General features: G+C 67.2%; 22 protein-coding genes and 1 pseudogene. 4 read left to right on the top strand and 19 right to left on the bottom strand.

All coding sequences use genetic code 11. From position 1 onward, the window contains the following. Positions 1 to 36 precede the first annotated feature (36 nt). From E0T84_RS23660 to E0T84_RS23680, 5 genes are read right to left on the bottom strand one after another with little or no spacing between them, the layout of a single operon-like run. Positions 37 to 1,371, bottom strand: coding sequence for an MFS transporter (locus E0T84_RS23660; protein WP_138745711.1), 1,335 nt, complete (start codon positions 1,369 to 1,371; stop codon positions 37 to 39). A 54-nt stretch (positions 1,372 to 1,425) separates the two neighbouring features. After that, a complete protein-coding gene (locus tag E0T84_RS23665) occupies positions 1,426 to 3,033 on the bottom strand; it encodes an NAD(P)/FAD-dependent oxidoreductase (RefSeq protein ID WP_138745712.1) in 1,608 nt (535 codons plus the stop codon). A gap of 3 nt (positions 3,034 to 3,036) precedes the next feature. Then, positions 3,037 to 3,996, bottom strand: a complete 960-nt coding sequence (locus E0T84_RS23670; RefSeq protein WP_138745713.1) for an alpha/beta hydrolase — start codon at positions 3,994 to 3,996, stop codon at positions 3,037 to 3,039. A gap of 25 nt (positions 3,997 to 4,021) precedes the next feature. Next, a complete protein-coding gene (locus tag E0T84_RS23675) occupies positions 4,022 to 5,434 on the bottom strand; it encodes an aldehyde dehydrogenase family protein (protein ID WP_070943644.1) in 1,413 nt (470 codons plus the stop codon). A gap of 20 nt (positions 5,435 to 5,454) precedes the next feature. Then, positions 5,455 to 6,582, bottom strand: a complete 1,128-nt coding sequence (locus E0T84_RS23680; protein WP_138745714.1) for an NDMA-dependent alcohol dehydrogenase — start codon at positions 6,580 to 6,582, stop codon at positions 5,455 to 5,457. A gap of 189 nt (positions 6,583 to 6,771) precedes the next feature. On the opposite strand from E0T84_RS23680, the gene E0T84_RS23685 reads away from it, so the two are divergent. Further along, positions 6,772 to 7,860 (top strand): AraC family transcriptional regulator, encoded by a 1,089-nt coding sequence (locus tag E0T84_RS23685; RefSeq protein ID WP_070187438.1) that lies wholly within the window; start codon positions 6,772 to 6,774, stop codon positions 7,858 to 7,860. 51 nt (positions 7,861 to 7,911) lie between these two features. Next, entirely contained in the window at positions 7,912 to 9,114 is a 1,203-nt protein-coding gene (locus E0T84_RS23690) for a serine hydrolase (protein ID WP_138745715.1), read from the top strand. On the opposite strand, the gene E0T84_RS23695 is transcribed toward E0T84_RS23690, so the two are convergent. The 3 genes from E0T84_RS23695 to E0T84_RS23705 form a co-directional block, all read right to left on the bottom strand. Further along, a complete protein-coding gene (locus E0T84_RS23695; protein WP_070187440.1) occupies positions 9,111 to 9,308 on the bottom strand; it encodes a hypothetical protein in 198 nt (65 codons plus the stop codon). The genes E0T84_RS23690 and E0T84_RS23695 overlap by 4 nt on opposite strands. A 55-nt stretch (positions 9,309 to 9,363) precedes the next feature. Then, positions 9,364 to 11,970: a LuxR family transcriptional regulator gene (locus E0T84_RS23700; protein WP_138745716.1), complete on the bottom strand. Its 2,607-nt coding sequence runs from the start codon at positions 11,968 to 11,970 to the stop codon at positions 9,364 to 9,366. An 87-nt stretch (positions 11,971 to 12,057) separates the two neighbouring features. Then, complete coding sequence (locus tag E0T84_RS23705; RefSeq protein ID WP_138745717.1) at positions 12,058 to 12,588, bottom strand: DinB family protein; 531 nt, start codon at positions 12,586 to 12,588, stop codon at positions 12,058 to 12,060. Positions 12,589 to 12,840: 252 nt separating this feature from the next. Between E0T84_RS23705 and E0T84_RS23710 the strand changes: the two genes are divergently transcribed. Further along, positions 12,841 to 14,316, top strand: a complete 1,476-nt coding sequence (locus E0T84_RS23710; RefSeq protein WP_171055150.1) for an HNH endonuclease signature motif containing protein — start codon at positions 12,841 to 12,843, stop codon at positions 14,314 to 14,316. A gap of 89 nt (positions 14,317 to 14,405) precedes the next feature. On the opposite strand, the gene E0T84_RS23715 is transcribed toward E0T84_RS23710, so the two are convergent. The 4 genes from E0T84_RS23715 to E0T84_RS23730 form a co-directional block, all read right to left on the bottom strand. Beyond that, on the bottom strand, positions 14,406 to 16,655 hold the full coding sequence (locus tag E0T84_RS23715; RefSeq protein ID WP_138745719.1) for a molybdopterin-dependent oxidoreductase: 2,250 nt from the start codon (positions 16,653 to 16,655) through the stop codon (positions 14,406 to 14,408). 99 nt (positions 16,656 to 16,754) lie between these two features. Beyond that, positions 16,755 to 17,243 (bottom strand): transcription antitermination factor NusB, encoded by a 489-nt coding sequence (nusB, locus tag E0T84_RS23720; protein WP_070186875.1) that lies wholly within the window; start codon positions 17,241 to 17,243, stop codon positions 16,755 to 16,757. A gap of 2 nt (positions 17,244 to 17,245) precedes the next feature. Further along, entirely contained in the window at positions 17,246 to 17,809 is a 564-nt protein-coding gene (gene efp / locus E0T84_RS23725; RefSeq protein ID WP_070186876.1) for an elongation factor P, read from the bottom strand. A 24-nt stretch (positions 17,810 to 17,833) separates the two neighbouring features. Beyond that, on the bottom strand, positions 17,834 to 18,919 hold the full coding sequence (locus E0T84_RS23730) for an aminopeptidase P family protein (protein WP_070186877.1): 1,086 nt from the start codon (positions 18,917 to 18,919) through the stop codon (positions 17,834 to 17,836). A gap of 33 nt (positions 18,920 to 18,952) precedes the next feature. On the opposite strand from E0T84_RS23730, the gene E0T84_RS23735 reads away from it, so the two are divergent. Further along, on the top strand, positions 18,953 to 19,528 hold the full coding sequence (locus E0T84_RS23735; protein WP_070186878.1) for a B-4DMT family transporter: 576 nt from the start codon (positions 18,953 to 18,955) through the stop codon (positions 19,526 to 19,528). A 54-nt stretch (positions 19,529 to 19,582) separates the two neighbouring features. Here the strand turns inward: E0T84_RS23735 and aroB are convergent, their stop codons facing one another. The 7 genes and pseudogenes from aroB to ruvX all read right to left on the bottom strand — a co-directional run bounded on the left by aroB (position 19,583) and on the right by ruvX (position 25,703). Next, on the bottom strand, positions 19,583 to 20,662 hold the full coding sequence (gene aroB / locus E0T84_RS23740) for a 3-dehydroquinate synthase (RefSeq protein WP_138745720.1): 1,080 nt from the start codon (positions 20,660 to 20,662) through the stop codon (positions 19,583 to 19,585). Between the two features lie 205 nt (positions 20,663 to 20,867). After that, positions 20,868 to 21,374: pseudogene (locus E0T84_RS23745) on the bottom strand (shikimate kinase); the annotation flags it as partial. Further along, complete coding sequence (gene aroC, locus E0T84_RS23750) at positions 21,374 to 22,582, bottom strand: chorismate synthase (protein ID WP_070943739.1); 1,209 nt, start codon at positions 22,580 to 22,582, stop codon at positions 21,374 to 21,376. The gene aroC and the pseudogene E0T84_RS23745, both read right to left, overlap by 1 nt. Positions 22,583 to 22,701: 119 nt before the next feature. After that, entirely contained in the window at positions 22,702 to 23,127 is a 426-nt protein-coding gene (locus E0T84_RS23755; protein ID WP_070943631.1) for an A24 family peptidase, read from the bottom strand. Between the two features lie 9 nt (positions 23,128 to 23,136). Further along, positions 23,137 to 23,970 (bottom strand): shikimate dehydrogenase, encoded by an 834-nt coding sequence (locus E0T84_RS23760; RefSeq protein ID WP_171055151.1) that lies wholly within the window; start codon positions 23,968 to 23,970, stop codon positions 23,137 to 23,139. Next, a complete protein-coding gene (gene mltG / locus E0T84_RS23765; protein WP_070186883.1) occupies positions 23,948 to 25,192 on the bottom strand; it encodes an endolytic transglycosylase MltG in 1,245 nt (414 codons plus the stop codon). The genes E0T84_RS23760 and mltG overlap by 23 nt, the downstream gene beginning before the upstream one ends. Continuing rightward, on the bottom strand, positions 25,185 to 25,703 hold the full coding sequence (gene ruvX / locus E0T84_RS23770; protein WP_138745722.1) for a Holliday junction resolvase RuvX: 519 nt from the start codon (positions 25,701 to 25,703) through the stop codon (positions 25,185 to 25,187). The genes mltG and ruvX overlap by 8 nt, the downstream gene beginning before the upstream one ends.

Consider the following 25,703-nt stretch of genomic DNA (forward strand, 5'->3'; position numbering starts at 1 on the left):
CAGCTTAGCAGGCCGCAAACCTGCGGCCTGCCACAGTCACCGCGCAGAGGCACTCACGACGGCGTCCAATTCGGTTCCCTTTGTCTCCGGCAGCAGCACGGTCGAGATGATGCTGACAACGACGAACACCGCCATCATCGCCCCAACGGCCCAGCTCCCCAGCGTGGCCACCAGAATTCCGGCGACCAACGGCGGAACCGCCCCGCCGACGATGCCGGCCAGATTGAACGACAGACCCGCGCCGGTGTAGCGATAGCGGGTGGCGAAGATCTCAGGCAGAAAGGACCCGATGGGTCCGTAGGACAGGCCGAAGATGCAGAAGATACCGGCGATCGCCAACGCGAAGGCCACCGGCGATCCGGTATCGATCATCGGCATCACCAGGAACGCCCACGGCAACGCGAGTGCGAAGCCGGCGAGAATGACACGCCGCCTGCCGTACCGGTCGCACAACACGGCCGAGATCGCCGAGAAGGCCATCAAGGCGACACCGGCGAGCACACCCACGCCGAGGATCAGGCTGCGCGGATGCCCGATGCGGGTGCTGGCGTAGCTCATCAGATAGGTGCCGCCGAGGAAGCTCATCGTGAAGATGCCCACCATGCAGCCCGCGGCGAGCGCCACCTGGCGGGTCTGGGTGCGGAACAGTTCACTCAGCGGCGCCTTGGGCACGCCACCGGCCACCTGCTCGCGGGCGAAGACGGGCGTCTCGTCGATGCTCAGCCGAACATAGAGCGCCACGACCAGCAGTACCGCACTGAACAGGAACGGCAACCGCCAGGCCCATTCCAGAAAGACCGCGCTCTTCTCGCCGATGGTCAGGCTGACGATGAAGACCACGAGATTGCTCACGGCAAGCCCGGCGCCGGCACCGAGCTGGGTGAACATCCCGTACATGCCGCGCTTGCCGACGGGCGCGTACTCGGCGCTCAGCAGTGCCGATCCAGCCCATTCCCCACCGACGGCGAAGCCCTGCAGCAACCGCAGGATCAGGAGGATGATCGGCGCGGCGACGCCGATGGCCGCCGCGCTGGGCACCATTCCGACGCAGACGGTCGACAGACCCATGATCAACAACGTCGCGATGAGGGTTTTCTTGCGTCCCAGTCGATCTCCGAAGTGCCCGAACACCGCGGCTCCGATCGGACGGGACAAGAACGCGACCGCGAACGTGCCGAGCGAGGAGACGGTCGCCATCGTGGGACCCATGTTCGGGAAGAACACGTGGGGAAAGATCAGGGCTGCGGCGGTGCCGTAGATGTAGAAGTCGTAGAACTCGATCGCCGTGCCGACGAAGCTGGCGAACGCCACGCGCCGCATGGGGTTGGGCGCGTGGCTCGGCTCGCCCGCGACCTGTTCCTGCTGGGTCATCTGTCTCTTCTCACGCCGTGAATTTCGCCAGAGAAGTATCACCCACCCAACGGATCAGGCCATCTCGAATCCGTGATAGCCCGCGACGGCCACCCCGTCACCGATCTGTTTGTAGATGCCGACGCCGGCGACGAAAGGCAGGAACACCCGCCGCTTGCCCGGCACGTTGGCACCCATGTACCACGACGCCGCTTGCGGCAGGAGAGTCAGATCGGCCGTGTCGTTGGTGATGTTGACCCAGTTGTCCTCGGCGTCGGGAGCCGCCTCCATGCGGTGCAGCCCCTGTTCGCGCAAGTGCAGCAGCGCCGCGCTGATCCACTCGACGTGGTACTCGATCGAGGTGAGCATGTTGGACAGCACCGATGGGCTCTGCGGCCCGGTGACGGTGAACAGGTTCGGGAAACCCGCCGACATCAATCCCAGATAGGTCCGCGGCCCGTCGGCCCACTTGTCGCGCAGCCCGCGGGTGACGCCGTGGCGGTCGACGGCACGGATGTCGATCGCGTTCAACGCGCCGGTCATCGCGTCGAACCCGGTGGCCAGCACGATCACATCGAATTCGTGCTCGGTGTCCCCGGCGAGAATGCCGCGCGCGGTGATCCGGTGCAGCGGTTGCTCGTTGAGGTCGACCAGCGTCACGTTCTCCTGGTTGTAGACCTCGTAGTACCCGGTGTCCACGCAGAGTCGCTTCGCGGCGATCGGGTAACTGCGCGGGGTCAGCTTCTCGGCAAGCTCGGGATCGCTGACCTTCCGCCGGATCCGGTCGCGAACGTATTCGGCGGCGGTCTCGTTGGCTTCCGGATCGAGCAGCAGGTCGTAGAACGACTGCTGGAAGCACAGTCCACCGTCGTCCCAGCGCCTGGACAGCTCGGCACGGCTGGCGTCGCCGTCAAGGTCGCCGAAGAACGGCGGCAGATCGGCGCCTTCGCCACACTGCGCGCCACCCCGCGTCAGCCGACTGATCTCCCGGAACTGCGGGTAGTGTCGTTTGACCTCGGCCAACTCATCGTCGATCGGACGGTTCTGGGCGGGAACCGCGTACGGCGGGGTGCGCTGGAACACCGTCAGCGCCGCGACCACCGGTGCGATTGCGGTAATCGTCTGTACGCCAGACGAACCCGTTCCCACAACGGCTACCCGCTTGCCGGTCAGATCCACTCCTTGCGTGGGCCAGTCCCACGTCCACAGCACGTCACCGGCGAAGTCGTCGAGCCCCTCGAACAAGGGCACCAGCGGTTTGGACAGGCATCCGGTCGCCGCGATCACGAAGTTCGCCGTGACACGGTCACCGGACTCGGTGGTGACGGTCCACTCGGTGGTGGCGTCATCGAAGTCCATTGCGACGACCCGGGTATCGAAGTCGATATCGCGGCGGAGGTGGTAGCGGTCGGCGACATGCTTGGCGTAGGCCAGCAATTCGGGTTGAGCGGCGTAGCGCTCGGTCCAGTTCCACGACTGCTGCAGATCGGGGTCGGACGAGTAGGAGTATTCAATCGATTCGATGTCACAACGAGCGCCCGGATAGCGGTTCCAGTACCAGGTACCGCCCACCTCCGGGCCGGCCTCCAGGATGCGCGTGTCGAATCCGAGTTCACGCAACTTGTAGAGCTGGTAGAGGCCGGCGAATCCGGCTCCGATGATGACCACATCATGGTCGGCCACCGCTCAGACCGCCTTTCGATTGCGTCGATGGGTATCGATGAACGCACCGATGTGATTGGCAACCAACGAGATTCCGGTGTGGTACCCGGGCAGGATGTTGGCCATCTGGAAGTACCCGTGCATCTGGCCCGCTGCCTCCTCGAGCGTCACGCTCACCCCGGCCTCCGCCAATGCCCCGGCATAGGCGACACCCTCGTCGTGAAGGGGGTCGTACTCGGCGACATAGACCAACGCGGGTGGCAACCCCGCCAGGCTGGGCGCCCGCAACGGGGAGGCGTCCGGATCGGTCCGCGCGGCGCGGTCGGGAAGATAGTGCCCCCAGAACCAGATCATGGTGTCCCGGCTCAGCATCAGCTGATTTTCGGGCGCCACGTACGACGGTCGATCGAAGTCGCAGTCGGTGACCGGGTAGATCAGGGCCTGGTAGTCGATCCGCGGCCCTTGCCGGTCGCGCGCCCACCGCGCCATCACCGCCGCGATGTTGCCCCCGGCACTGTCCCCCGCCACGATCAGCGGGACCTCAGGCGCCGCGAATTCTGCGGAATGCGCTGCCGCCCAGAGCAACCCGGCCCAACTGTCCTGCAATGCAGTCGGGAACCGATGCTCGGGTGCCTTGCGATAGTTCACCAGGACCACAGTGGAGCTGGTGAGGTTCGCCAGGTGCCGCCCGAGATGGTCGTACTGCAGATCGATGTCCCCGATCACCCAACCGCCCCCGTGGAAGTACACGATCACCGAACGGGATTCGCCTTCGGGGACCAGAACGCGAATCCGGAAGGTTCCGCCGTCCTGCGCCTCGAGTTTGCGGTTGTGCACCGCGGCCACCTCGGGTCCGCGCCCGCTCATGCCGGCGAAGATCGGTCCGGCCATCCGCGCCATCGCAGGCGTGCCTTCGTGCATCGGTGGATCGCGCGTCTCGGCAAGTTGTGCCAGCAGCGCCTGGGTCACCGGATCCAGCGGCATGATGTGGTCTCCTTCCGCCCTCAGCTCACCGCTGAATCGACTTGATCTCGAGGAATTCCTCGAGCCCGTACACACCGGCTTCGCGCCCGTTTCCGGATTGTTTGTATCCGCCGAAGGGTGCGTTGGCGTTGAAGGCGCCCGCATTGACCTGCACTTGGCCGGCCCGGATACGGCGCGCGACCTTCTCGGCCCGCTCGGTTGAGGAAGACCAGACCGCCCCGGCCAGACCGTAATCCGTGGCGTTGGCGATCCGGACTGCATCGTCGTCGGAGTCGTAGGCTTCGATCGCGAGAACAGGCCCGAAGACCTCCTCCCGGTGGATCGTCATGTCCTCGGTGACATCGGAGAACACCGTCGGCCGCACGAAGGCACCGGGCGCGTCGGTTTCGGTGTCCCCGCCGGTGACCAGACGCGCTCCTTCGGCCACCGCCGTACGGATGTAGCCGAACACCCGCTCTTGTTGTGCCCGCGACGACAGCGGGCCCAGCGCGGTCCCTTCGTCGGTGGGGTCGCCCACCGGCAACGCGTCAGCTGTCGCCTTCGCGAGTGCCTCCACCTCGGCCAGCTTGGCGCGCGGCACGATCATGCGGGTCAGTGCCGAACAGGTCTGCCCGGAGTTGAGCATCATGGTCTTGACCGATGCGGGTACCACCGTTTCCAGGTCGGCGTCGTCGAGGACGATGTTCGGGCTCTTGCCTCCGAGCTCGAGCGAGACTCGCTTGACGGTGCGGGCAGCGACCTCCTGCACGCGCCGGCCGGCTCGTGTGGACCCGGTGAAACTGACGATGTCGACGTCGTCGTGGCCGGCGATCGCCTCTCCGACATCCGGACCGGTGCCGAACACCAGGTTGAACACCCCTGGGGGAAGGCCGATCTCGTCAATGATCTGGGCCAGACCCAGCGCACACAGCGGCGTGACCTCGCTGGGCTTGACGACGACGGTGTTCCCGGCGGCCAGACCGTAGGCCACCTTCAGCGCGATCTGGTGCAGCGGATAGTTCCAGGGCGTGATGGCGCCCAGCACACCGAAGGGCTCCCGCACGATCGTCGAGCCCCGGTACTCGCTCTCGAACTCGTACCCGCGCACGATGTTGGCGGCCTCGGCGAAGCTGTTGAGCGGTAACCCGAGCTGGATCGCCCGGGAAATCGAGATGGGACAACCCATTTCGGCAGAGATGGTGCGGGCCAGGTCCTCGGAGCGCTCGGCCAGCTTGCCGGCGATCGCGGTGAGGTAATCGGCCCGTTCGCCGGGCGGCGTCGCCGACCATGCTGGGAAGGCGGCCCGGGCCGAAGCGACGGCGGCGTCGACATCGGCTGCGGTGCCCGCCACCACCTCGGCGATCACTTCGTCGTTCGCCGGATTGATGACGGGTATACGCGTGGTTCCGCTGGAAACCGCCCACTTGCCATTCACGTAATTGCAGTCTTGGTTCTGCATTTGTTGCCCCCTTGTCGGTTTCAGTAGTCGGCGTCTGAGTAGACGACCAGACCGCGAAGGTTCTTGCCGTCGAACATGTCCCGGTAGCCTTGATTGATGTCCTCCAGGCGATACCGCGTGGAGACGAGCTCGTCGAGCTTGAGATTCCCGGAGCGGTAGAGATCGAGCAGCTTGGGGATCTGGTTGCGGGGGCCGACGCCGCCGAATACCGCGCCTTGGACCCGCTTCTGCAGCAAAGTCAGCTCGAACAGGTTGAGGTCGACGGTCGACTGGGTGAAATCGCCCATGCCGGTGACGATCACCTGGCCGCCCTTGCCGGTCAGGCTCAACGCCTGCTGAATGTGTTCGCCCTTGATCTCACCGACGGTGATGATCGAGACCTGGGCCAGCTTTCCCCACGTGAGGTCGGGCAGTTCGGCCGCAGCGTCCGCCACGGAGGCGAAGGTGTGGGTGGCACCGAATTCAAGCGCCTTGTTCCGCTTGAATTCGACCGGGTCTATCGCCACGACGAAGCGCGCACCCGCGAACTTGGCCCCTTGCACGGCGTTGATGCCGACGCCGCCGATACCGATCACCACGACCGTGTCACCCGGGCGGGTGTCACCGATCTCGGTCGCCGAGCCCCACCCGGTGGAGACACCGCAACCCAGCAGGGCGGCCACCTCCAGCGGTATGTCCTTCTCGATCTTGACGACTGACGCCTGACTCACGGTGACGTACGGCGCGAAGGTACCGAGCAGGCACATCTGGATGACCGGTTGGCCGTCGCGGGTCACCCGATACGTCTTGTCGGAAACCGCCTGTCCGGTCAGCAGGCCGGCTCCCTCGTCGCAGAGGTTCTGCAAGCCGGTGGCGCACGACGGGCAGGTGCCGCAGGCCGGGATGAACGCCAGGACCACGTGATCGCCCTCGGCCAGGCCGGTCACCCCGGGCCCGACCTTGGTGATGACGCCCGCCCCCTCGTGCCCGCCGAGAACCGGCATGAACGGCACCGGACTGCTGCCCGCGACGACGTGCGCATCGGAGTGGCACAGACCCGATGCGGCCAGTTTCACCTGGACCTCGCCGGCAGTGGGGTCCCCGAGGTCGACCTCACAGATCGTCCAGGGCGCGCCGATATCCTCGACGACGGCAGCCTTCACTTTCACCAGAGCCTCTCCTCGCGTGTCAACGGCCACAGTTCCGGTTGAACTGAGATGTGCATCACTATGCGGAAACCGTAGGGCTGACGCCTGCCCTTCGACAGGACCGTCCCGGCCACAACTCAACATTTCCGGCCACTTCGGCGGGCTCGGGACTCGTTGACCGGGCTGAGCAAGTCGGCAAAACTGACCGTCATGATGTCCGCCCACCCTGAAACCGCAGTTCAGGGGCCGCTGCCCGGCTCCCCAGTGCTGCAGTCGACCAACCGGGTCATAGCGGCCATGACCGACCCCTGGGACCACCCGCGTACGGCTGTTTCGGTAGCGATCATGTGCGAGTGGGCAGCGGCGCACGGCGTCCCGGCCGACTCGTTGCTGGCCGGTTCGCATCTCGACGTCAGCTCACTGACCGACGTCGACACCGTCGTGGAGGCCAGCCAGGAACTCGCGGTGATCCGCAACCTGGCTGCCCTGACCGGCAATCGTCCCGGGCTGGGAGTGCAGTTGGGCAACCATTACCACCTGACCGCGTACGGCTATCTGGGCTATCTCCTGGCTGCCTCGGCGAGTGTGCGCGACACCGTCCACCGAGGTCTCTACTACGCCATGCTGACCTTCGCCTTCTCGACGATGACGGCCCGGATCGACGACGACCATTACGTTCTGGCATTCGAAGCAGATGACATGCCCGAGGGCATCCGACGGTTGGTGATCGAACGGGATCTGACCGCGGTGATGCAGATCCAGCGCGACACCTTCCCCGAATTCGACGCGGTACCGTTGCGCGAGGTCCGGTTCGCCTTCCCGGCACCGTCTGTGGAGGCCGGCGTCGATGTCTACCGAGACTACTTCCGCGTCCCGGTGAGCTTCGGATGTCGTCGCAACGAAATCGTCTATGACGCCGGTTATCTCGACCTCGTGCCACCGATGGCGAACGCGCACACCACCGATCTGATGGTCGCCCACTGCGACCGCATCCGCGCCGAACGGCTGCACCACACCGGCGTCGCCGCCCAGGTGCGGGCACATCTGCTGGATCAGTCCTCGCTCGATCTCACGTTGGAAGACGTTGCGCAGCATTTGCACTACGCGCCACGGACGTTGCGCCGGCACCTCGAACGTGAAGGCACGGCCTACCGCGCGGTACTCGACGAGGTACGCCGCAGCGTCGCCGACAATCTCCTGCGCGAGCGCACCATTCCGCACTACGAGGTCGCCCGACGGCTCGGGTATCAGGACTGGTCGAGTGTGGTCAGGGCACGCCGCCGCTGGCGCCGTGGATGACACCGGGAGGCAGCGCCGGCCCGAAAGCCTCCGCTGGATAGGCTGGGCGGGATGAACCTCGACGGCAATCAGACGTCCATACGTGAGGCGATCGACGCCGGGCTGTTGGCCGGTGCGGTCACGCTGGTGTGGCAGGCGGGCGAAGTGCTCCAGGTCAACACCCTGGGCCACCGCGACGTCGACGCCGGGTTACCGATGCAGCGAGACACCATTTTCCGGATCGCCTCCATGACGAAGCCGGTCACCGTCGCCGCGGCGATGGCGCTGGTCGAAGAGGGCAAGCTCGCGCTGGACGAGCCGGTGACCAAATGGCTGCCAGAGTTGGCCGACATGCGCGTGCTGCGCGAGGCGCGTGGCCCGCTGGACCGCACCGAACCCGCGCGACGCCCCATCACCTTCGACGATCTGATGACCCACCGCAGTGGGCTGGCGTATGTGTTCTCGGTCCTGGGCCCGCTGGCCTCGGCATACGGCAAGCTGTCGCTGCGTCAAGATCAGGACCGCTGGCTGGCGGAGGTGGCTGCGCTGCCGCTGGCACATCAACCCGGAGAGCGCCTCACCTACAGCCACTCCACCGACGTGCTGGGCATCGCGTTGTCCCGCATCGAAGACAAGCCACTGTCGAAAGTCCTCGCCGAGCGGATCTTCGAGCCGCTGGGCATGGCCGACACCGGGTTCTCGGTCGACGCGGCCGGACGGCGACGCGCGGCCACGATGTACCAGCTGACCGCCGACAACAAGCTGACCCACGATGTGATGGGGCCGGCCCCGATCACCGATCCCCCGTTCTGCACGGGTGGCGCAGGGTTGTTCTCCACTGCCGACGACTACCTCAAGTTCGCCCGAATGTTGTTGGGCGGCGGCTCAGTCGACGGCGTACGAGTGCTCTCCGAAGAATCGGTTCGGTTGATGCGCACCGACCGGCTCACCCCCGAACAGAAGCAGTACCAGTTCCTCGGTGCACCGTTCTGGGTCGGCCGTGGGTTCGGGTTGAATCTGTCAGTCGTGACGGATCCGGCGAAATCACGACAGCTGTTCGGCCCAGGTGGGCTGGGCACTTTCAGTTGGCCCGGCGCCTACGGCACCTGGTGGCAGGCCGACCCCTCGGCAGATCTCATCCTGATCTACCTGATCCAGAACCACCCGAATCTGGGCGTCGATGCCGCCGCCATCAGTGGCAACACCTCGCTGGCGAAACTGCAGACGGCACAACCCCGATTCGTGCGGCGCACCTACCAGGCGTTGGAACTCTAGCCCTGGGCCGGCAGGGCAGCCGCCAGTTTGGCCTCGGCGATGCGGTAGAAACCGTCGAGTGCAGATTCCTCGACGCTGAGATATTCGCTCACCACTTCTCGGGGCACCCCGGCATCGCGCAAGCGCAACGCCAGCGAATACGGCAATGGCAGTGCCCGCAGCGCCTGTTCGCGTATCTCGCCCTCATCGGCCATGCGATCCAGGATGCGACGGTCCAGCCGGACCGGAGCGAGTAACCCGATACTCGAATCAGCGGTGCCGTCGCGGTAGCAGCGCGATCAACCCGGCCCGCGTGGACACCCCGGTTTTCGCCATGGCGCGATAGATGTGCCCCTCGACCGTGCGCACCGATAGACGCAACCGGTCGGCGATCGCCCGACTCGACAGCCCGGCACCGACCAGCATCGCTATCTCCCGTTCGCGGTCGGTCAACGGCAGGCGTCCCGCGGCGGCGAGCACCGCCGGGGTCTCCGCACCACCACAGGCCTGCGCCAGCTCCGCAGCGCGGGCCGCCGAGGCCATCGCCGAACCACGCATGGCTTTGCGGCGAAAGGCCACGGCGGCCAATCCCGCCGCGTCGGCCGCGGCCACCAGATCACCGAAAGCCTCGAATTCACTTGAGACCGTGATCAACCCGTCTCCATCGTCACAGGAAAGGGCACGGGACAGCGCTACGGCCGCCCCGACCCGCGGCCCTTCGACCAGCCCGGTCAATTCTTCGAGCCGATGTGTGCGCGAATGGTCGCCGAACTGCGCTGCGATCTGCAGGCACCACACCTCGGGCGCCAGTTGCCCGTTGGCACCGGCGGCGTCGGCCGCGGCATGCGCGATCTCGATGGCCTCCGAGACCGCACCTTGGGTCGCGGCCATCCACGACCGCACCAGCGTGTACTCGTAGGACAGATAGCGCCAACTGGCATGACGGTATTCGTCGAGTTCGGCCAGGGCCGCGTCATCGGCCAGACCGCGGATGGCCAGCGCCGTGACCCGAGGCAGGTGAAAGCGGTAGCTGAACCCGTTCGCCTCGCCCGCCGCCCGCATCATCTCGACCGCCGGATCCAACTGTTCGGCCGCGGCGCCCAGGGCACCGGCTGCAGCGGCAACTCGGCCGGCCAGTGCGGCTCCGAACAGTTGTGCCGCGCCGGGTCGCTCGGCGGCTCGGCGGCTCAACTGCTCGGCCTGCTCACCCGCCTCACGGATCCGCCCGGCCAGCAACAGCGTCCCGATGTGGGCATCGGCGATGACGAACCTGGTGTGCGCGGCGTCGAAGGAGCTGTCCGTAATGCGGTAACCGACGTGGGCCGCCGTGACGGCCTCGTCGGCGCGGCCGGCATCGCCACCCGACGCGGCCACCGCCCATGCGGTCACGGCGCCGACGATGGCGGGCAGCGCGTCCAGATCCAGTCCGTCGGAAGCTGTCGCGGCCCGTCCAGGATCGCCCATCGCGGCCCAATACACCGCGTAGAACGCGTCGATGGCGGCACGGGACCCCGCCGGGATGTCCGCGGCCGCATCATCGATGTACCGCTTGGCGCCGGTCGGGTCGGCCAACGACCACAGCATGTTCGACGCCCGCAGGAACGCCAACCGGGCCCGCCCGTCGTCGGTGAGCTCGGAGGTGTCGATGGCGTCGAGCTCAGCGTTCGACTCCTCGCCTCGGCTGAGCCACGACAAGGCATGGGCGCGAATGAAATTCGCTTCGGTGCCCGCACCGGCCGCGATCGCCCCCTGCGCCAGTCGGTCGGCCAGGGCCAGATCGGACAACCACACCGCGCCCTGTGCTGCGCGGGTCAGCAACTCGGGATCGGGCGCCAGATCCGAGTCGAGCAACAGCGTGGCCCGCCGGACCACCACCGGCATCCCATCGTGGTCCTCCCCCTCCGCGAGGGCGGTGGCGACCAATCCCCGCAGCCGCCGCAAGCGGGAACCCGGTGCCCGATTACGTCGCACCTCCGCATACAGCGGGTGCGCCACGCGGACCTCTTCGTCGGCGGAATCGATGGTGATCAGACCCCGCATCTCGGCCGAAGCGACTGAATCTGCGCCGGTGATCGCAGTGAGCGGTTCCAGTTGGATCGGCTCGGCGACCGCCAGGACATCGACGACTTCGCCCACCTCCGGCGGCAGTGCACCGATCCTCGTCTCGATCAGTTCGACCAAGCCGGGCGGCATCACCGGGTCACCGCTCCACCGCCAGCACCCATCCCGGCGGGCAAGCCGCCCCTGAGCGACCTCCTGTTCGACGATGTTGCGCAGGTAGAGCACATTGCCCCGGGTGAGCCGCCACAACCGTTGCGCCGCTTCGGTATCGAGGGGTCCACCGAGCGCGGCGATCAGCAACTGCGTCGATTCGTCGCGGGACAGCGGCTGCAGGTCCAGCCGCTCGAACCGGCCGCGATCACATGCCGCCAGCACCTCGGCCGGGATCGGCATACCGGTACGCACGGTCAGCAGGAGCTTGGCGGCCCGACGTTGCACGATCTGCTGCAACACGAAACCTGACAGACCATCGAGCAGGTGCGCGTCGTCGACGCAGACCAGCACCGGCCGGCCGTCGGACGAGGAGGTCAGGCCGTCGAGCACCCGGCCCACCAGCGCCGCGCTGTCGGCGTCCGATGTTCCCACCCACCGCGCGAACGTCCCCAGCGGAAGGGTCTGAGCCGCTGATGTGCCCACCGCCCAGCGTGTTTCACGGCCATCGGCGCCCGCTGTCGAAAGTGCTTCGCGGGCGATACGGCTCTTGCCGACCCCGGCAGTCCCGTAGATCACGATGCCGGACAGTTCGATGGAATCCAGCGCGGTGTCGATCAGCCGGGTCTCCTCCAACCGCCCCGTCAGCGGCCAAGCGAGTCGCACGCATCGAGATTAGGCCGACGCCCGGTCGTTAGCAGCGTTAACGACGAACTTCGACGCTGCCTGAATGCGGGTCGACCCGAAGCGTGCTCAGCGGCCGGTCGCGCCGTCGATCAGTTCGCGCAGAATGTCGGCGTGACCCGCGTGGCGGCCGGTCTCTTCGATCATGTGGGTGAGGGCCCAACGGACGCTGGGCGCGGGCCGTCCGGCATGCGGCCGGGGAACAGGCGCCGCGAGGTCGGTACAGCCGTCGAGCACCTCGTTGGCGCGCTCGACGGTGTCGCGGTAGCGGGCCACCACATCGGCGACGGTGTCCGACGGTCCGACCGCGAACGTCGCAGGCCAGTCGGTGACGTCCTCACCCAGGAAGATCCAGCGTTCGACGTTGGTCAGGTGATTCAGCACCCCGAGCAGCGTTGTGCCCGACGGCACCGGAGACGACCGGGCCATTGGCTCAGGCACACCGTCGACCTTCCCGGCGATCGATGTGCGGAGGTAATCGAGAAACCCACGGAGAACCTCGGTTTCGCTGTTCCCGGTCCGTGGCGGCGGATTGTCGTTCCTCCTGCGCTGACTTGTGTGCACGATGCCCAGTATCAGCGCGACTGCCTCTTGAGACATGGATCTTGCTGTCCGGGCAAACGCGGCTCAGCCAGCGAGCGCCGGGAACTCAGCAGATGCACCGTGACTGCCCGGACCACCTTCGGCAGCGCTACGGGACGGGCTTCGGACTGCGATGACACGCAATCACGGCAAGCGCCACCACGACGCCGACGAGATTTACGAATCGCGATGATCGAAACTTTGGCCACTGTGGCCACACCGGTCCCAAACTGCGATTTCTTGTCAGTGTATCGAACTAGTGTTCGATACATGAACGTCGGCTTGGCCCACACCCGCGAGGCAGTGCAGACCGCGCTGGCCGGCCACCGCGCCGCAACCTCGACATTGGCCGACGTTGATTTCAGCGGACTCGACACCGAGGAGTTGTTGGCCATCCAGTCAGAACGCGAGCAGCAGGCCCGCAAGGAGGCCACGATCGATCACCGCATCCAGTCGGCGCTGATGGCCCGCACCAGCCCGCATGAGATCGGCGGCAAATCCTGGACCGATGTTCTTGCCACCCGGATGCGCATCAGCCGCAAGGAAGCCTCACGCCGCGTCGCAGCAGCTGAGGACCTAGGTCCGCGATACAGCCTCACCGGCGAGGTGCTGGCGCCGGCGCTGCCCGCCTGCGCCCACGCGCTGAGGTCCGGATCGATCAGCACCGAACACATCACGATCATCGGCCACACCGTGGCCAAGGCGGAGAACTACGTCAGCACAGCCGAACTCGCACAGATCGAATCGGATCTGGTGGCCGCGGCCACCCGAGACACGCCCGAAGCACTGAAAGCGGCCGCCGACAAACTGCTGTATCTGCTCAACCAGGACGGCGACAGCCCCGACGTCGCGGCCCACCTACGCGGGCTGCGGATCGGCAAACAAGACGCCGACGGGTTGGTGCATGTGCAGGGTTGGCTGGACCCCGAGACAGCGTCGTATCTGACCACGGTCACCGGCGTATGGGGCCAGCCCGGCATCAACAATCCCAGCGATCAAGAACCGGTCCACAATCCCACACCCAACCCACTCGACATCCCCGACACCGATGAGTCCGAGGTCGTTGATCCGGAGATCTCCGGCGCCGACACGGGCCCCGAGCAGCAAGACCGGCAAGACCAGCAGGCCGCCGCCGACCGTGACACCCGAACCCAGGCCCAGCGCAACCACGACGCACTCAAAGTCGCACTGCGCGAACTGCTGATGTCAAAACGGCTCGGCCGGCATGGCGGTCTGCCGGTCACCGTGGTGGTCTCCACGACCTTGGCCGAGCTGGAAACCGGCGCCGGCATCGCGGTCACCGGTTCGGGTATCCGACTGCCGATGAAAGACCTCATCAGGTTGGCATCGCACAGCTTCCACTACCTGATCATCTACGACCACTACACCGCCGAACCGCTCTACATGGCCCGCACCAAACGATTGGCCACCAAAGCACAACGCCTGCTGCTCTACAACCGCGACCGAGGCTGCACCCGCCCCGGCTGCACCGCCCCGGCCGACCACTGCCAGGTCCACCACGCCAAAGCCGACTGGCAACACGGCGGACACACCGACGCCCCCGACCTCGCACTGAGTTGCGGGCCCGACAACCGCCTCGTCGGACTCGGGTGGACCACCAGCGTCGACCCCGACACCGGCCGCATCCACTGGCACCCACCACCCCTGATGAACACCGGCCAAGACACCCTCAACCACCACTTCTACCCCGAAGAACTACTCGCCCCTCCGGACCCGAGCGGTTGACAGCACCAACGCGCCGCCCACGCTCGCCGCTAGATCGTCGTCCGGCTGGTCTAATTGCCGCACTCCTCAACGCGGCTCGTCCCTCGCCGCTAGATCGTCGTCCGGCTGACCGTGACCGGGATGCCATTGAGCGCACCGTTTCCGGACGGCTCGTCGATGAAGTCGGGCAGCGACAAGATGTTGGTGTTCACCCCGGGTGAGGCGTTGGCGACGCCGAGCCTGGTTCCGGGCCGGCCGTGGCCCCAGCCGTGCGGCATGGACACCACGCCAGGCTTGATCGCATCGGTTACTTCGACCGGCACGACGACCTTCCCACCCGCCGAGGCGACTTCGGCGTCCTCGCCGTCGGCGATGCCTCGCGATGCCGCATCCCGGCTGTGTATCAGCAAGGTGCACCGGTCGCGTCCCTTCATCAGGGAGCCGACGTTGTGCAGCCAGGAGTTGTTGGACCGCAGGTGCCGCCGACTCACCAAGACCAGTTCGTCGGGAGCCCGATCGAGTCGGCCGGCCAGCCGCGGCAGGTCGTCGAGGAGGTATTGCGGCGCCAGCCGGATCTTCTTGTCGGCGGTGCCCAGCACCTCCGGCACCCGAGGCACCATGGGGCCGTAGTTGATTCCGTCCGGGTGCGCCTTGAGCTTCTCCAAGGTCAGGCCGTCCGGATTTTCGCCGTACCGGTCGCCGAATGCGGCGGTGCGCAGCGTCAGATCGAGCATCCGCTCAGGGCCGCCGTGGTCGTAGTGCTTGCGAATCTCGGCCCCGTCGAGCCCCTGGGTGAAACACAGGTAGTCGAACCAACCGTCATCGAGCGCGGCGATGTCCACATCCTCGGCCGGGGTGCCGGTGCACAGCCCGGTCAGCCGGATCAGGATCTCCCATTCCTCGGGGGCGTCGGGATCCTCACGATGGAACACCGGCGGCGAGTACCGGGCGAAACTGTTGATCGCGGCACCCAGCAACAGGTCGGCGGAGTGCGGTTGCTCGAGCGCCGAGGCACCCGGAAGGATGACGTCGGCGTGCCGGGTGGTCTCGTTGAGCCACAGGTCCACCGAGATCATCGCGTCCAACTGCGGCAGCGCCTCGTCGAGTCGGTCACCACCCGGGGTGGACAGCACAGGATTTCCGGCCACCGTGATCAGGGCCTTGATCTGCCCTTCGCCGGGGGTGGTGATCTCTTCGAGCATGCACGACACCGGCACCTGGCCGAGCACCTCCTTGGCCCCGCGCACCCGGGTGCGGTAGCGACCGAAATTGGGTGCCCCGTCCTCCAGCCCGGGGATCGGCTGGCTGGTGACCGTCCAAGCGGTCGGGGTGGCGAACATGGCACCGCCGGGGGTGTCGAAGTGTCCGGTGACGATGTTGACCACGTCCACCAGCCAGCTGGCCAGGCTGCCGAACTCCTGATTGCAGGTGCCGATCCGGCCGTAGACCACCGCACGCGGCGTACCGGCCAGTTCGCGGGCCAAGCCGCGAATCCGGTCGGCATCGATACCCGTTGCGGCTGAGACTCTTTCGGGTGACCAATCGGCCACCGCCCGCTGCAGGGTCGAGACCCCGTCGAGGTGGTGCTCCAGGTCGCCGAGATTGACCAACCCTTCGTCGAACACGGTGTGGACGATCCCGAGCAACAGCGCAGCGTCCGTACCGGGCGTGATCGGCAACCATTCGTCGGCCTTGGCCGCGGTGGGGGTGCGCACCGGGTCTATCACGATCACCTTGCCACGCCGACGGATACCCGCGATGATGCCCATCACGTCGGGGGCGGCCAGCAGCGATCCTTGCGAGGCCGCGGGGTTGGCCCCCATCACCACCAGCAGATCGGTGCGCTGGATGTCCGGGGTCGGAAAGGCCCACCAGCTGCCGTACATCAGGTGCGACGACAGGTTCTTCGGCCACTGGTCGATGGTGCCGGGCGAGTACGTGATCGGCATACCGGAAAGCCCCAACAGGACCGCCGAGTAGCGCGACAACGAAAACGAGTGTGCCAGTGGGTTTCCGGTGTATGCCGCGACCGCGCCGACGCCGTACTTCTCGATGACGGGAGCGAGCAGTTCGGTGCAACGCCGGAATGCGGTGTCCCAGTCGACCTCGTGCCATTCGCCGGCCACCTTGATCATCGGTCGGCGGATGCGGTCCGGGTCGTCGTGTAGCGCGGCCAGGGACGCACCCTTCGGGCAGATGTGGCCCGCACTCCACTGGTCGGACTTGTTCGGCCGAACGCTGGCCACCGCACCGCCGGAAACCTGAATCTCCAAGCCGCACATGGCCTCACACAGCGGGCAGGCGTGCAGGTGCAGGCCGTCCTCACCGATGTTCGCGATTTGTCTCGGCTCGTGTCCCATCAGCGGCCTCCGATGTTGTTACGTATGGCAACACACGTAACAACATCGTGGCACTGCACAGCGCCGATGATCCCGATGTTCGGGACACATCTTCGGGTCCTACTGTTCGGGCCGGTCCTGAACCGCACCCTGCACGGCGGCAGCGGCAGCACGAATCTGCGGGGTCACCAGCATCACCTGGCCCAGCACGCCGTTGACGAATCCGGGTGACTCATCGGTGGACAGCTCCTTGGCCAGCTCGACGGCTTCGTCCACCGCGACAGGCTCGGGTACGTCCTCGGCGTGCAGCAGCTCCCAGACCGCCACCCGCAGGATGGCACGGTCCACGGCGGGCAGCCGCTCCAACGTCCACCCCTGCAGGTGAGCCGAGATGAGATCGTCGATGTGGGCGGCGTGTTCGGTGACACCGCGGGCCACCGACACCGTGTAGGGGTTGAGGGGGGTGACCTCGGCCTGGTCCTCGGCCAGCGCGGCCCGGCCGTCGGCCACCGCCTCCGGCGTCAGGCCCCGTGCCTCGGCCTCGAACAACAGATCCACGGCGCGCTTGCGGGCCTGGTGCCGGCCCCGGTCGCCACGGCGGTCAGGCATGGTCAGCCATTCACGCGGCCCAAGTAGCTGCCATCGCGGGTGTCGACCTTGAGCTTGTCGCCGGTGTTGATGAACAGTGGCACCTGGATCTCGGCGCCGCTCTCCATCGTCGCGGGCTTGGTGCCTGCGCTGGACCGGTCACCCTGCAGGCCAGGCTCGGTGTGGGAAACCTCGAGCTCGACGGATACCGGCAGCTCCAGATACAGCGGGACACCGTCGTGGAAGGCGATCTGCACCGGCAGGCTCTCCAGCAGGAAGTCGGCCAGGCGGCCGACGAGCGCCTCGGACAACGGGTGCTGGTTGAAGTCTTCGGAATCCATGAAGACGAAGTCGCTGCCGTCGCGGTACAGATAGGTGGCATCGCGGCGGTCCACGGTGGCGGTCTCCACCTTCACGCCGGCGTTGTAGGTCTTGTCGACGACCTTGCCGGACACCACGTTCTTGAGCTTCGTCCGCACGAAGGCCGGCCCCTTACCCGGTTTGACGTGCTGGAATTCGACGATCTGCCACAGCTGTCCGTCGATCTGCAGGACGAGCCCGTTCTTGAAGTCGGCAGTCGATGCCATGAGGGTGTAGCTCCTAAGCTTTTGTCACAAAATGGCCAGTTCCTTGGGGAACCGGGTAAGCAGGTCGGGTGCCGCCTCTCCGACGACCAGGGTGTCCTCGATCCGGACACCGCCGCGATCGGGCAAGTAGACACCTGGCTCAACGGTGACCGCAGAGCCAGCAAGCAGTGTACCGGCGGCGGTGGCGTTGATTCCCGGCGCTTCGTGGATCTGCAATCCGACGCCGTGCCCGAGACCGTGTCCGAAGTTGTCGCCGTACCCGGCGTCGGCGATGACCTGGCGCGATGCGGCATCGACCGTGCTCAGCGAAACGCCGGGAGCCAGCGCGTCACGGCCGGCTCGCTGTGCGGTGGCCACCAGGTCGTAGATGTCGCGTTGCCACTGGGCCGCGGGGCCCAGCACGAACGTGCGCGTCATGTCGGAGTGGTAGCCCTCCACCAGGGCACCGAAATCGATCTTGACGAAATCGCCCGCGGCCAGCACCGCATCGGTGGGCCGGTGGTGCGGGATGGCCGAGTTCGCGCCAGTCGCCACGATCGTCTCGAAGGACGGCCCGTCGGCGCCGTGGCGCAACATCAGCGCTTCCAGCTCGTTGCGCACCTCGCGCTCGGTCCGGCCGGGCCGCAACCCACCGCGCTCCAGCAGATCCGTCAGCGCCGCATCGGCAGCCTCGCAGGCCAACCGCAGCATGGCGATCTCGCCGGCGTCCTTGATCTCGCGCAGGGCCTCCACGGTGCCCGCCGCGCGCACCCAGTCGACGGTGTCACCGGCGGCCTTCTGCATCGCCGCGAAGGCATCCACCGTCACCACGTGGCTCTCGAAACCCAGCCGCAGCGCCCCGCAGCGCGCCGCGCGCCCGGCCAGATGCGATCCGCAGGCCCGTTCGATGACGACTTCGGCATCCGGGGACTGCTGCGCCGCCTGTGTGCGGTAGCGCCCATCGGTGGCCAGCACCGGAGTGGCGTTCTCCGCGAGGATCAGCAGGGCCGCGTTGGAACCGGTGAATCCGGACAGATAACGCACGTTGACCAGGTCAGTTACCAACATCGCGTCCAGACCCCGCTCGGCCAGCCGACGGCGCAGCCGGTCCCTGCGCTGGGAAATAGTCACGGTCTGTGACGCTACTCGCTACAGTGTGCCCCCATGAGCAAGTGGTTACTGCGCGGAGTGGTGTTCGCAACAGCGATGGTCATCGTGCGCTTACTGCAGGGAGCACTGATCAACGCCTCGCCGGGTAACGCCACCTGGTTCAGCCTGGGACTGGTCACGTTGTTCGGGATCGCGGTGCTGATCTGGGGTCTGGTCGACGGCCAGGCCGACGCCCGCGCCAATCCGGATCCGGACCGTCGTTCCGACCTCGCGATGACCTGGCTGATCGCCGGCTTGTTCGCGGGCATCGTCAGCGGCGCGGTGGCATGGTTCATCGGCCTGTTCTACAAGAGCCTCTACACCGATGCGCTGCTGAACGAGGTCACCACCTTCGCGGCATTCACCGCGCTGCTGGTGTTCCTGCTCGGGGTGGGCGGCGTGACGGTGGGCCGCTGGCTGGTGGACCGCAAGGCCCCGCCGATGCCACGTCAACGCCACCACGGCCTGGCTGCCACCGCCGAAGACCGCGCTGACACCGACGTGTTCGCCGCGGTGACCGCCAACGGTGCCGCCGAAAGCACCGACGACACCACGCAAACCATCGAGTACCCCGAACAACCCAAGCAGTAGCGAGACCGGCCCGCGAGGGCTTGCCTCAGATTCAGGCGCGGGTGGCGTGGGCCGTCAGGTCCGCGCCACTTCTGCGTATGCAGCCGCCAACAGTGACGGATCCGGGCCCTCGAGACGACCCGGCTTGGCCAGCCCGTCGAGGACGACGAAGCGCAGCACTCCCGAACGGTTCTTCTTGTCGCCTGCCATGTAATCGATCAATTGGGGCAGCGCGTCGCTGTCATAGGTGACCGGCAGGCCGAGCGCGGTCAGCACAGCGCGGTGCCGGTCGGCGGTCTCGTCGTCGAGACGCCCGGCCAGCCGGCCCAGTTCGGCCGCGAACACCAATCCCACCGAAACCGCGGCACCGTGACGCCACTTGTAGCGTTCGCGGCGCTCGATGGCATGCGCCAGGGTGTGGCCGTAGTTCAGGATCTCGCGCAGAGCCGACTCCTTCTCATCGGCAGCAACCACCTCGGCTTTGACCGCGATCGCGCGGCGGATGAGCTCGGGCAGCACCGTGCCGGTGGGGTCGAGGGCCGCTTCGGGGTCGGCCTCGATGAGGTCGAGGATCACCGGATCGGCGATGAAACCGGCTTTCACGATCTCGGCCATTCCGGCGATGATCTCGTTGCGCGGCAACGTTTCCAGCGTCGCAAGGTCGACCAGGACCGCGGCCGGCTGGTGAAACGCGCCGACGAGATTCTTGCCGGCGTCGGTGTTGATCCCGGTCTTGCCGCCCACCGCTGCGTCGACCATGCCCAGCAGCGTGGTCGGCACGTGCACGATGTCCACACCGCGCAGCCACGTCGCCGCAGCAAAGCCCGCAACGTCCGTTGCCGCTCCCCCGCCCAGGCTGACCACCGCATCTTTACGGCCAATACCGATGCGGCCCAACACTTCCCAGATGAAACCGACCACCGGCAGTTCTTTGCCCTCCTCGGCATCCGGGATTTCGATGCGGTGGGCTTCAATTCCCTTGTCGGCCAAGTGTTGCCGGACGGCCTCGGCCGTCTGGTTCAAAACCGGCTGATGCAGGATCGCCACCTTGTGCCGACCCTCGAGGGTATTGCCCAGTTCGCCGAGCAGGCCGGTTCCGATGATGACCGGGTAGGGCCGGTCCACCAGTACCTCGACGATTACCGGGTCAGTCATCATTACGCTCCGCTTTGCGAGCGGCCAGGGCCGCGGGGGTGGGTATCGATTTCGGTTCGGTGCCGGCCGCGGCGGTGCCGCCGGTGGGCTCGGAGCCGGACGGCGATTGCGCGCCCGGCGCACGCCGCCACGGCGGGCGCCGCCGGCGCCGCTTGGCGGCCCGTGATGTCGGGGGCTGCTGCTTCTGGGGCTGCTTCTGGATCGGGGGGTTCTCCAAACGCGTGACGATCGTGCGCACTACCGCGCCGGGGTTGCGCCGGTTGGTGTTGATCCGCATGGTCGCGACCCGACGGTACAGCGGTACCCGTTCGGACATCAGCGCGCGGTACTTCTCGGCCCGGTCGGGGCCGGCCAGCAGTGGCCGGACGGTGGAACCGCCGGTGCGGCGGATCCCCTCGGCCGCACTGATCTCCAGATAGACGACGGTGTGCCCGGCCAGTGCCGCGCGCACACCAGGGGTGGTGACAGCGCCGCCACCGAGAGACAGCACCCCGTCGTGGCCGGCCAGCGCCGAACGAATGACCTCTTCCTCGATCCGGCGAAACTCCGCCTCACCGTCCGTGGCGAAGATGTCGGCGATGGTGCGGCCGGTGGTCTCCTCGATCGCCGCGTCCGTGTCGAGCATCGTGAGGTTCAGCGCCTTGGCCAGCCGGCGGCCGATGGTCGACTTGCCCGAACCCGGCAGGCCGACCAGTACCGCCTTGGGGGCCATCAGCCCAGGGCCTGCGCCGCCGGCTCGCGCTCGGCGACGGCCCGCAGGTAGGCGTCGATGTTGGCGCGGGTCTCGGCCAGCGAGTCCCCGCCGAACTTCTCCAGCACCGCGCGGGCCACCACCAGCGCGACCATGGTCTCCACCACCACGCCGGCAGCCGGTACCGCACACACGTCGGACCGCTGGTGGATGGCGACGGCTTCTTCACCGGTGGCCATGTCGACGGTGGCCAGCGCGCGGGGAACGGTCGAGATGGGCTTCATCGCGGCCCGGACCCGCAGTGCCTGGCCATTGGTCATGCCGCCCTCCAGGCCACCGGCCCGGTTGGTGGAGCGCAAGATTCCGTCTGGGCCGGGGTACATCTCGTCGTGGGCCACGCTGCCGCGACGCCGGGCGGTTTCGAATCCGTCGCCGATCTCCACACCCTTGATCGCCTGGATGCCCATCACCGCGGCGGCGAGCTGGCTGTCGAGGCGGTTGTCACCGCTGGTGAACGAGCCCAATCCGATGGGCAGGCCTTCGACCACGACCTCGACGACACCGCCGAGGGTGTCGCCGTCCTTCTTGGCGGCCTCGATCTCGGCGATCATCGACGCTTCAGCGGCTTCGTCAAACGCCCGGACTGGGCTCGCATCGATCTTTTCCAGGTCGGAGAACTGCGGCGGCGGGCCGGCGTACGGCTCGGACGCGCCGATGGAGATGACGTGCGAGACCACCTCAACACCGAGTGCGGCCCGCAGGAAGGCTCGGGCCACGGTGCCTGCCGCCACGCGGGCGGCCGTCTCACGGGCGCTGGCGCGTTCCAGGACCGGCCGGGCATCGTCGAAGCCATACTTGAGCATGCCGGCGTAGTCGGCATGCCCGGGACGGGGACGGGTCAGCGGGGCGTTGCGCGCTGCACCTTCTGCGGCAAGCTCGGCTTCGTCGACCGGGTCCGGAGACATCACGGTCTCCCACTTGGGCCATTCGGTGTTGCCGATCTCGATGGCGATCGGCCCACCCAGGGTGCTGCCGTGACGCACCCCGGCCAGCATGGTGACCTGGTCCTGTTCGAACTTCATCCGGGCACCCCGGCCATAGCCGAGGCGACGACGCTTGAGCTGTGCTCCGATCTCCTCGGAGGTGATGGGCACGCCGGCAACCATCCCTTCGAGCATGGCCACCAGGGCGCGGCCGTGGGATTCACCAGCTGTGGTCCAACGCAACACGGGTGTCATTCTCCCACGTCGGGGTTTGCCTCCCGAAATCCGTGGTCATCTCCGGCCGATGTTGGCTTGTGTGCCACATTCCGGCGATTCTTCGCACACGAGCCGACACCCGACCACGGCTAGACAAGCACCAGGCTGACCGCCACCGCGCTGGCAAGACACATCGATGGGCCGTGCGGCACCGTCGGGATACCGCGCACGGCCGCGCCCAGTGCCAGGCACGCGGTGAGCAACGGCGCGGCCAGCGCCGCCAACAACCACACGTCCACGCCGAACGCCCCGGTCATCGCACCCAGTCCGACCGCGAGTTTCACGTCGCCGCCGCCCATCGACCGCGGCGAGACCACATGCACCACCAGGTAGAGCGCGGACAACGCGGCAGCACCGGCAGCCGCTGCGCCACCGCGCCCGGCTGCCGCCGCGATTCCCAGAACCAACGCCGCCCCCGGCATCGTCAGCCAGTTCGGCAGCCGACGTTCGGCGATGTCGTAGCCACTCAGCACCAGCAGCCAGACGCCCGCGATCGCCGCTGTCCCCGCCCCCATCCATCGAGGCTAAGGCCGCAGCAGCGCGTCCCTCATCGCATCTTTGGGTGCCGGCATCCCGGTGAACTGCTCCACTTGCGCGAAAGCCTGATTGAGCAGCATCTGCAATCCGTTGATCGCCTCGCCCCCTGCGGCTTCTACGGCCGCGGCCAACGGCGTCGGCCACGGGTCGTAGATGGCATCGAGGACCCGCGGCACCGCGGCGAGCGTGCCCGCGTAGGCGGCGGCAGCGTCGGCCGGGATGGTGCTGACCGCCGCGTCGGCCGCAGCGACCGCATCGGTCAAGGCGCTGCTGCCGATGTCGCACCAGCTGGCCTGCGCACCGCACCGGCCGGCCAACTCCACCAATCGCGATGCCTTGCCCTCGTCGCGGGCCACGATCGTGACCCGCTGAACCCCCAGCTCGGCCAGCGCCACCACGGCTGCCGGGGCGGTGCCGCCGGATCCGATCACCAGTGCAGCGGCCCCGGCGGTGCCGAGCGCTCCGATGACGCCGTCGATATCGGTGTTGTCGGCGCGCCAGCCGCCGGTGGGCATCTGCACCAAGGTGTTGGCCGAGCCGACCAACTGGGCCCGGTCGGTGCGCTGATCGGCGAACTCCAGGGCGGCGAACTTGCCCGGCATGGTGACCGACAATCCGATCCACTCGGGGCCCAGGGAACCGACGAGGCCGGGCAGTTGTTCAGCCGTGCACTCGATGCGTTCATAGGTCCATGACGGCAGGCCCAGCGCCCGGTAGGCGGCCAGATGCAGCTGCGGCGAGCGCGAGTGGGTGATCGGCGAGCCCAGAACAGCCGCGCGGCGGCCCCCGCCGTCTTGGCTATCTCGCACTGTCGAGGACACCGTTGTGTTGTGCCTGTTCGATATTGGCCAGGTGTTGCTCATAGTCGCGGGTGAACAGGGTGGTGCCCTGCAGATCGATGGTCACGAAGTACAGCCAGTCCCCGTCCGCCGGACGCTCGGCGGCGGCCAGGGCATCGGCGCCGGGTGAGCAGATCGGCGTCTGTGGAAGTCCTTGACTCATATAGGTGTTCCAGGGGGTGACCTTGGCCCGGTCTTCATCGGTGGTCGCCACTTCCTGGCGATCCAGCGGGTAGTTCACGGTCGAGTCGAACTCCAGCTTGCTGTGCTCGGCGAGCCGGTTGTAGATCACCCGGGCGACCTTGGCGAAGTCCTGTGGTTTGGCTTCGCGTTGCACCAGGGATCCGACGGTGAGGATCTGATACGGCGACATCTGCATTGCCGCGGCGGTGTCGAGCAGACCGCTCTGGGTGTAGACGGTGGTGCTGCCCGCGATCAGATTGGACAGGATGTCCTGGGCCGATCCCGCGGGATCGACGTTCCAGGTGCCCGGCGCGATCAAGCCCTCCAGCCGCCGATGGTCGTTCGGCATCGCGGCGACCGGAGCGGCCGCCCAGTCGGGCACCGCCAGCGCGGCCGCGGGTGCCGTCTGTGCGGCCGCCCGCAACGCGTCGACCGGGACGCAACGCTTCTTGCCGTCGAGCTCGACGCAGGAGGCCTTCGAGATCAGCGTGAAGATGCCGTCGGTGACGGCCTTGGTCTTCACATCGGAGGTGTCGTCGAGCTGACGTCCCTCCGGGATGGTGAGCTTGCCCACCCGGCTCTCCGGATCAGCCAGCCGCTCAACGGCATTGGCCGCCGGGATCTCGGTGCGCACCTTGTAGAACCCGGGCTGGATCGCCGAGATCGCCTCGTTCTTGTGCGCCGCGTCGACGAAGGCCTTGACGGTGGCGACGACTTTCTTGCCCTGAAGGGTCTTTCCGATGGCGGTCGTGGAATCGCCGTCGTGAACCTGGACCACGACGTCGGCCACACCGTCACCCGCGTAGTCGTTGGCGCTGCCGGACATGCTGTGCCACAGCTTGGAACCCAGGAACACCGCACCGATGATCACCACGATGAGTGCGGTGATGGACAAGCCCCTGGTGGCGCGTCGCCTGCGGTCGTTGCGGGCCTTGCGAGCCCGCTCAGCCTTGCTCAGCCCACGTCGCGGTGGTCCGATCGCCTCGGGCTTCGCTTTGTCGGCACCCCACTTCTCAGCCATCCATGCCCTCTCCGCGCGCAGCCAGGGCCGCACGTCGCTGATCCAGCCAGCTCTGCAAAATGCCCACCGCAGCGGCCTGGTCGATCATCGCCTTCTGTCCCTTTGCCCGAACCCCCGCCTCGCGCAACGACCGCTGAGCCGTCACAGTAGTGAGCCGCTCGTCGGCCAATCGCACCGGTATCGGAGCGATTCGACGCGCCAGCAGCTCCGCCATCTCGATGGCGTCGAGAGCTGAGCTGCCGGCTCGGTCGGCGAGTGTGCGCGGCAGCCCCACCACCACCTCGACCGCCTCGTACTCGGCGACCAACTTCACCAGTCTGCGCAGGTGCTTGCCCGAGCGGTCCCGCTTGTCCCGCTGGACGGTCTCGACCGGGGTGGCCAGTATCCCGTCGGGATCACAGCTGGCCACGCCGATCCGCACGGTCCCGACGTCGATGCCGATGCGGCGCCCGCGGCCGGGGTCGTCGTCCCCCGGACGGTCCGGTAGGCGGTCGTCGACCGTGTCGGACAC

It is taken from the genome of Mycobacterium sp. DBP42 (genome assembly GCF_005924235.1).
Taxonomy (GTDB): Bacteria; Actinomycetota; Actinomycetes; order Mycobacteriales; family Mycobacteriaceae; genus Mycobacterium; species Mycobacterium syngnathidarum.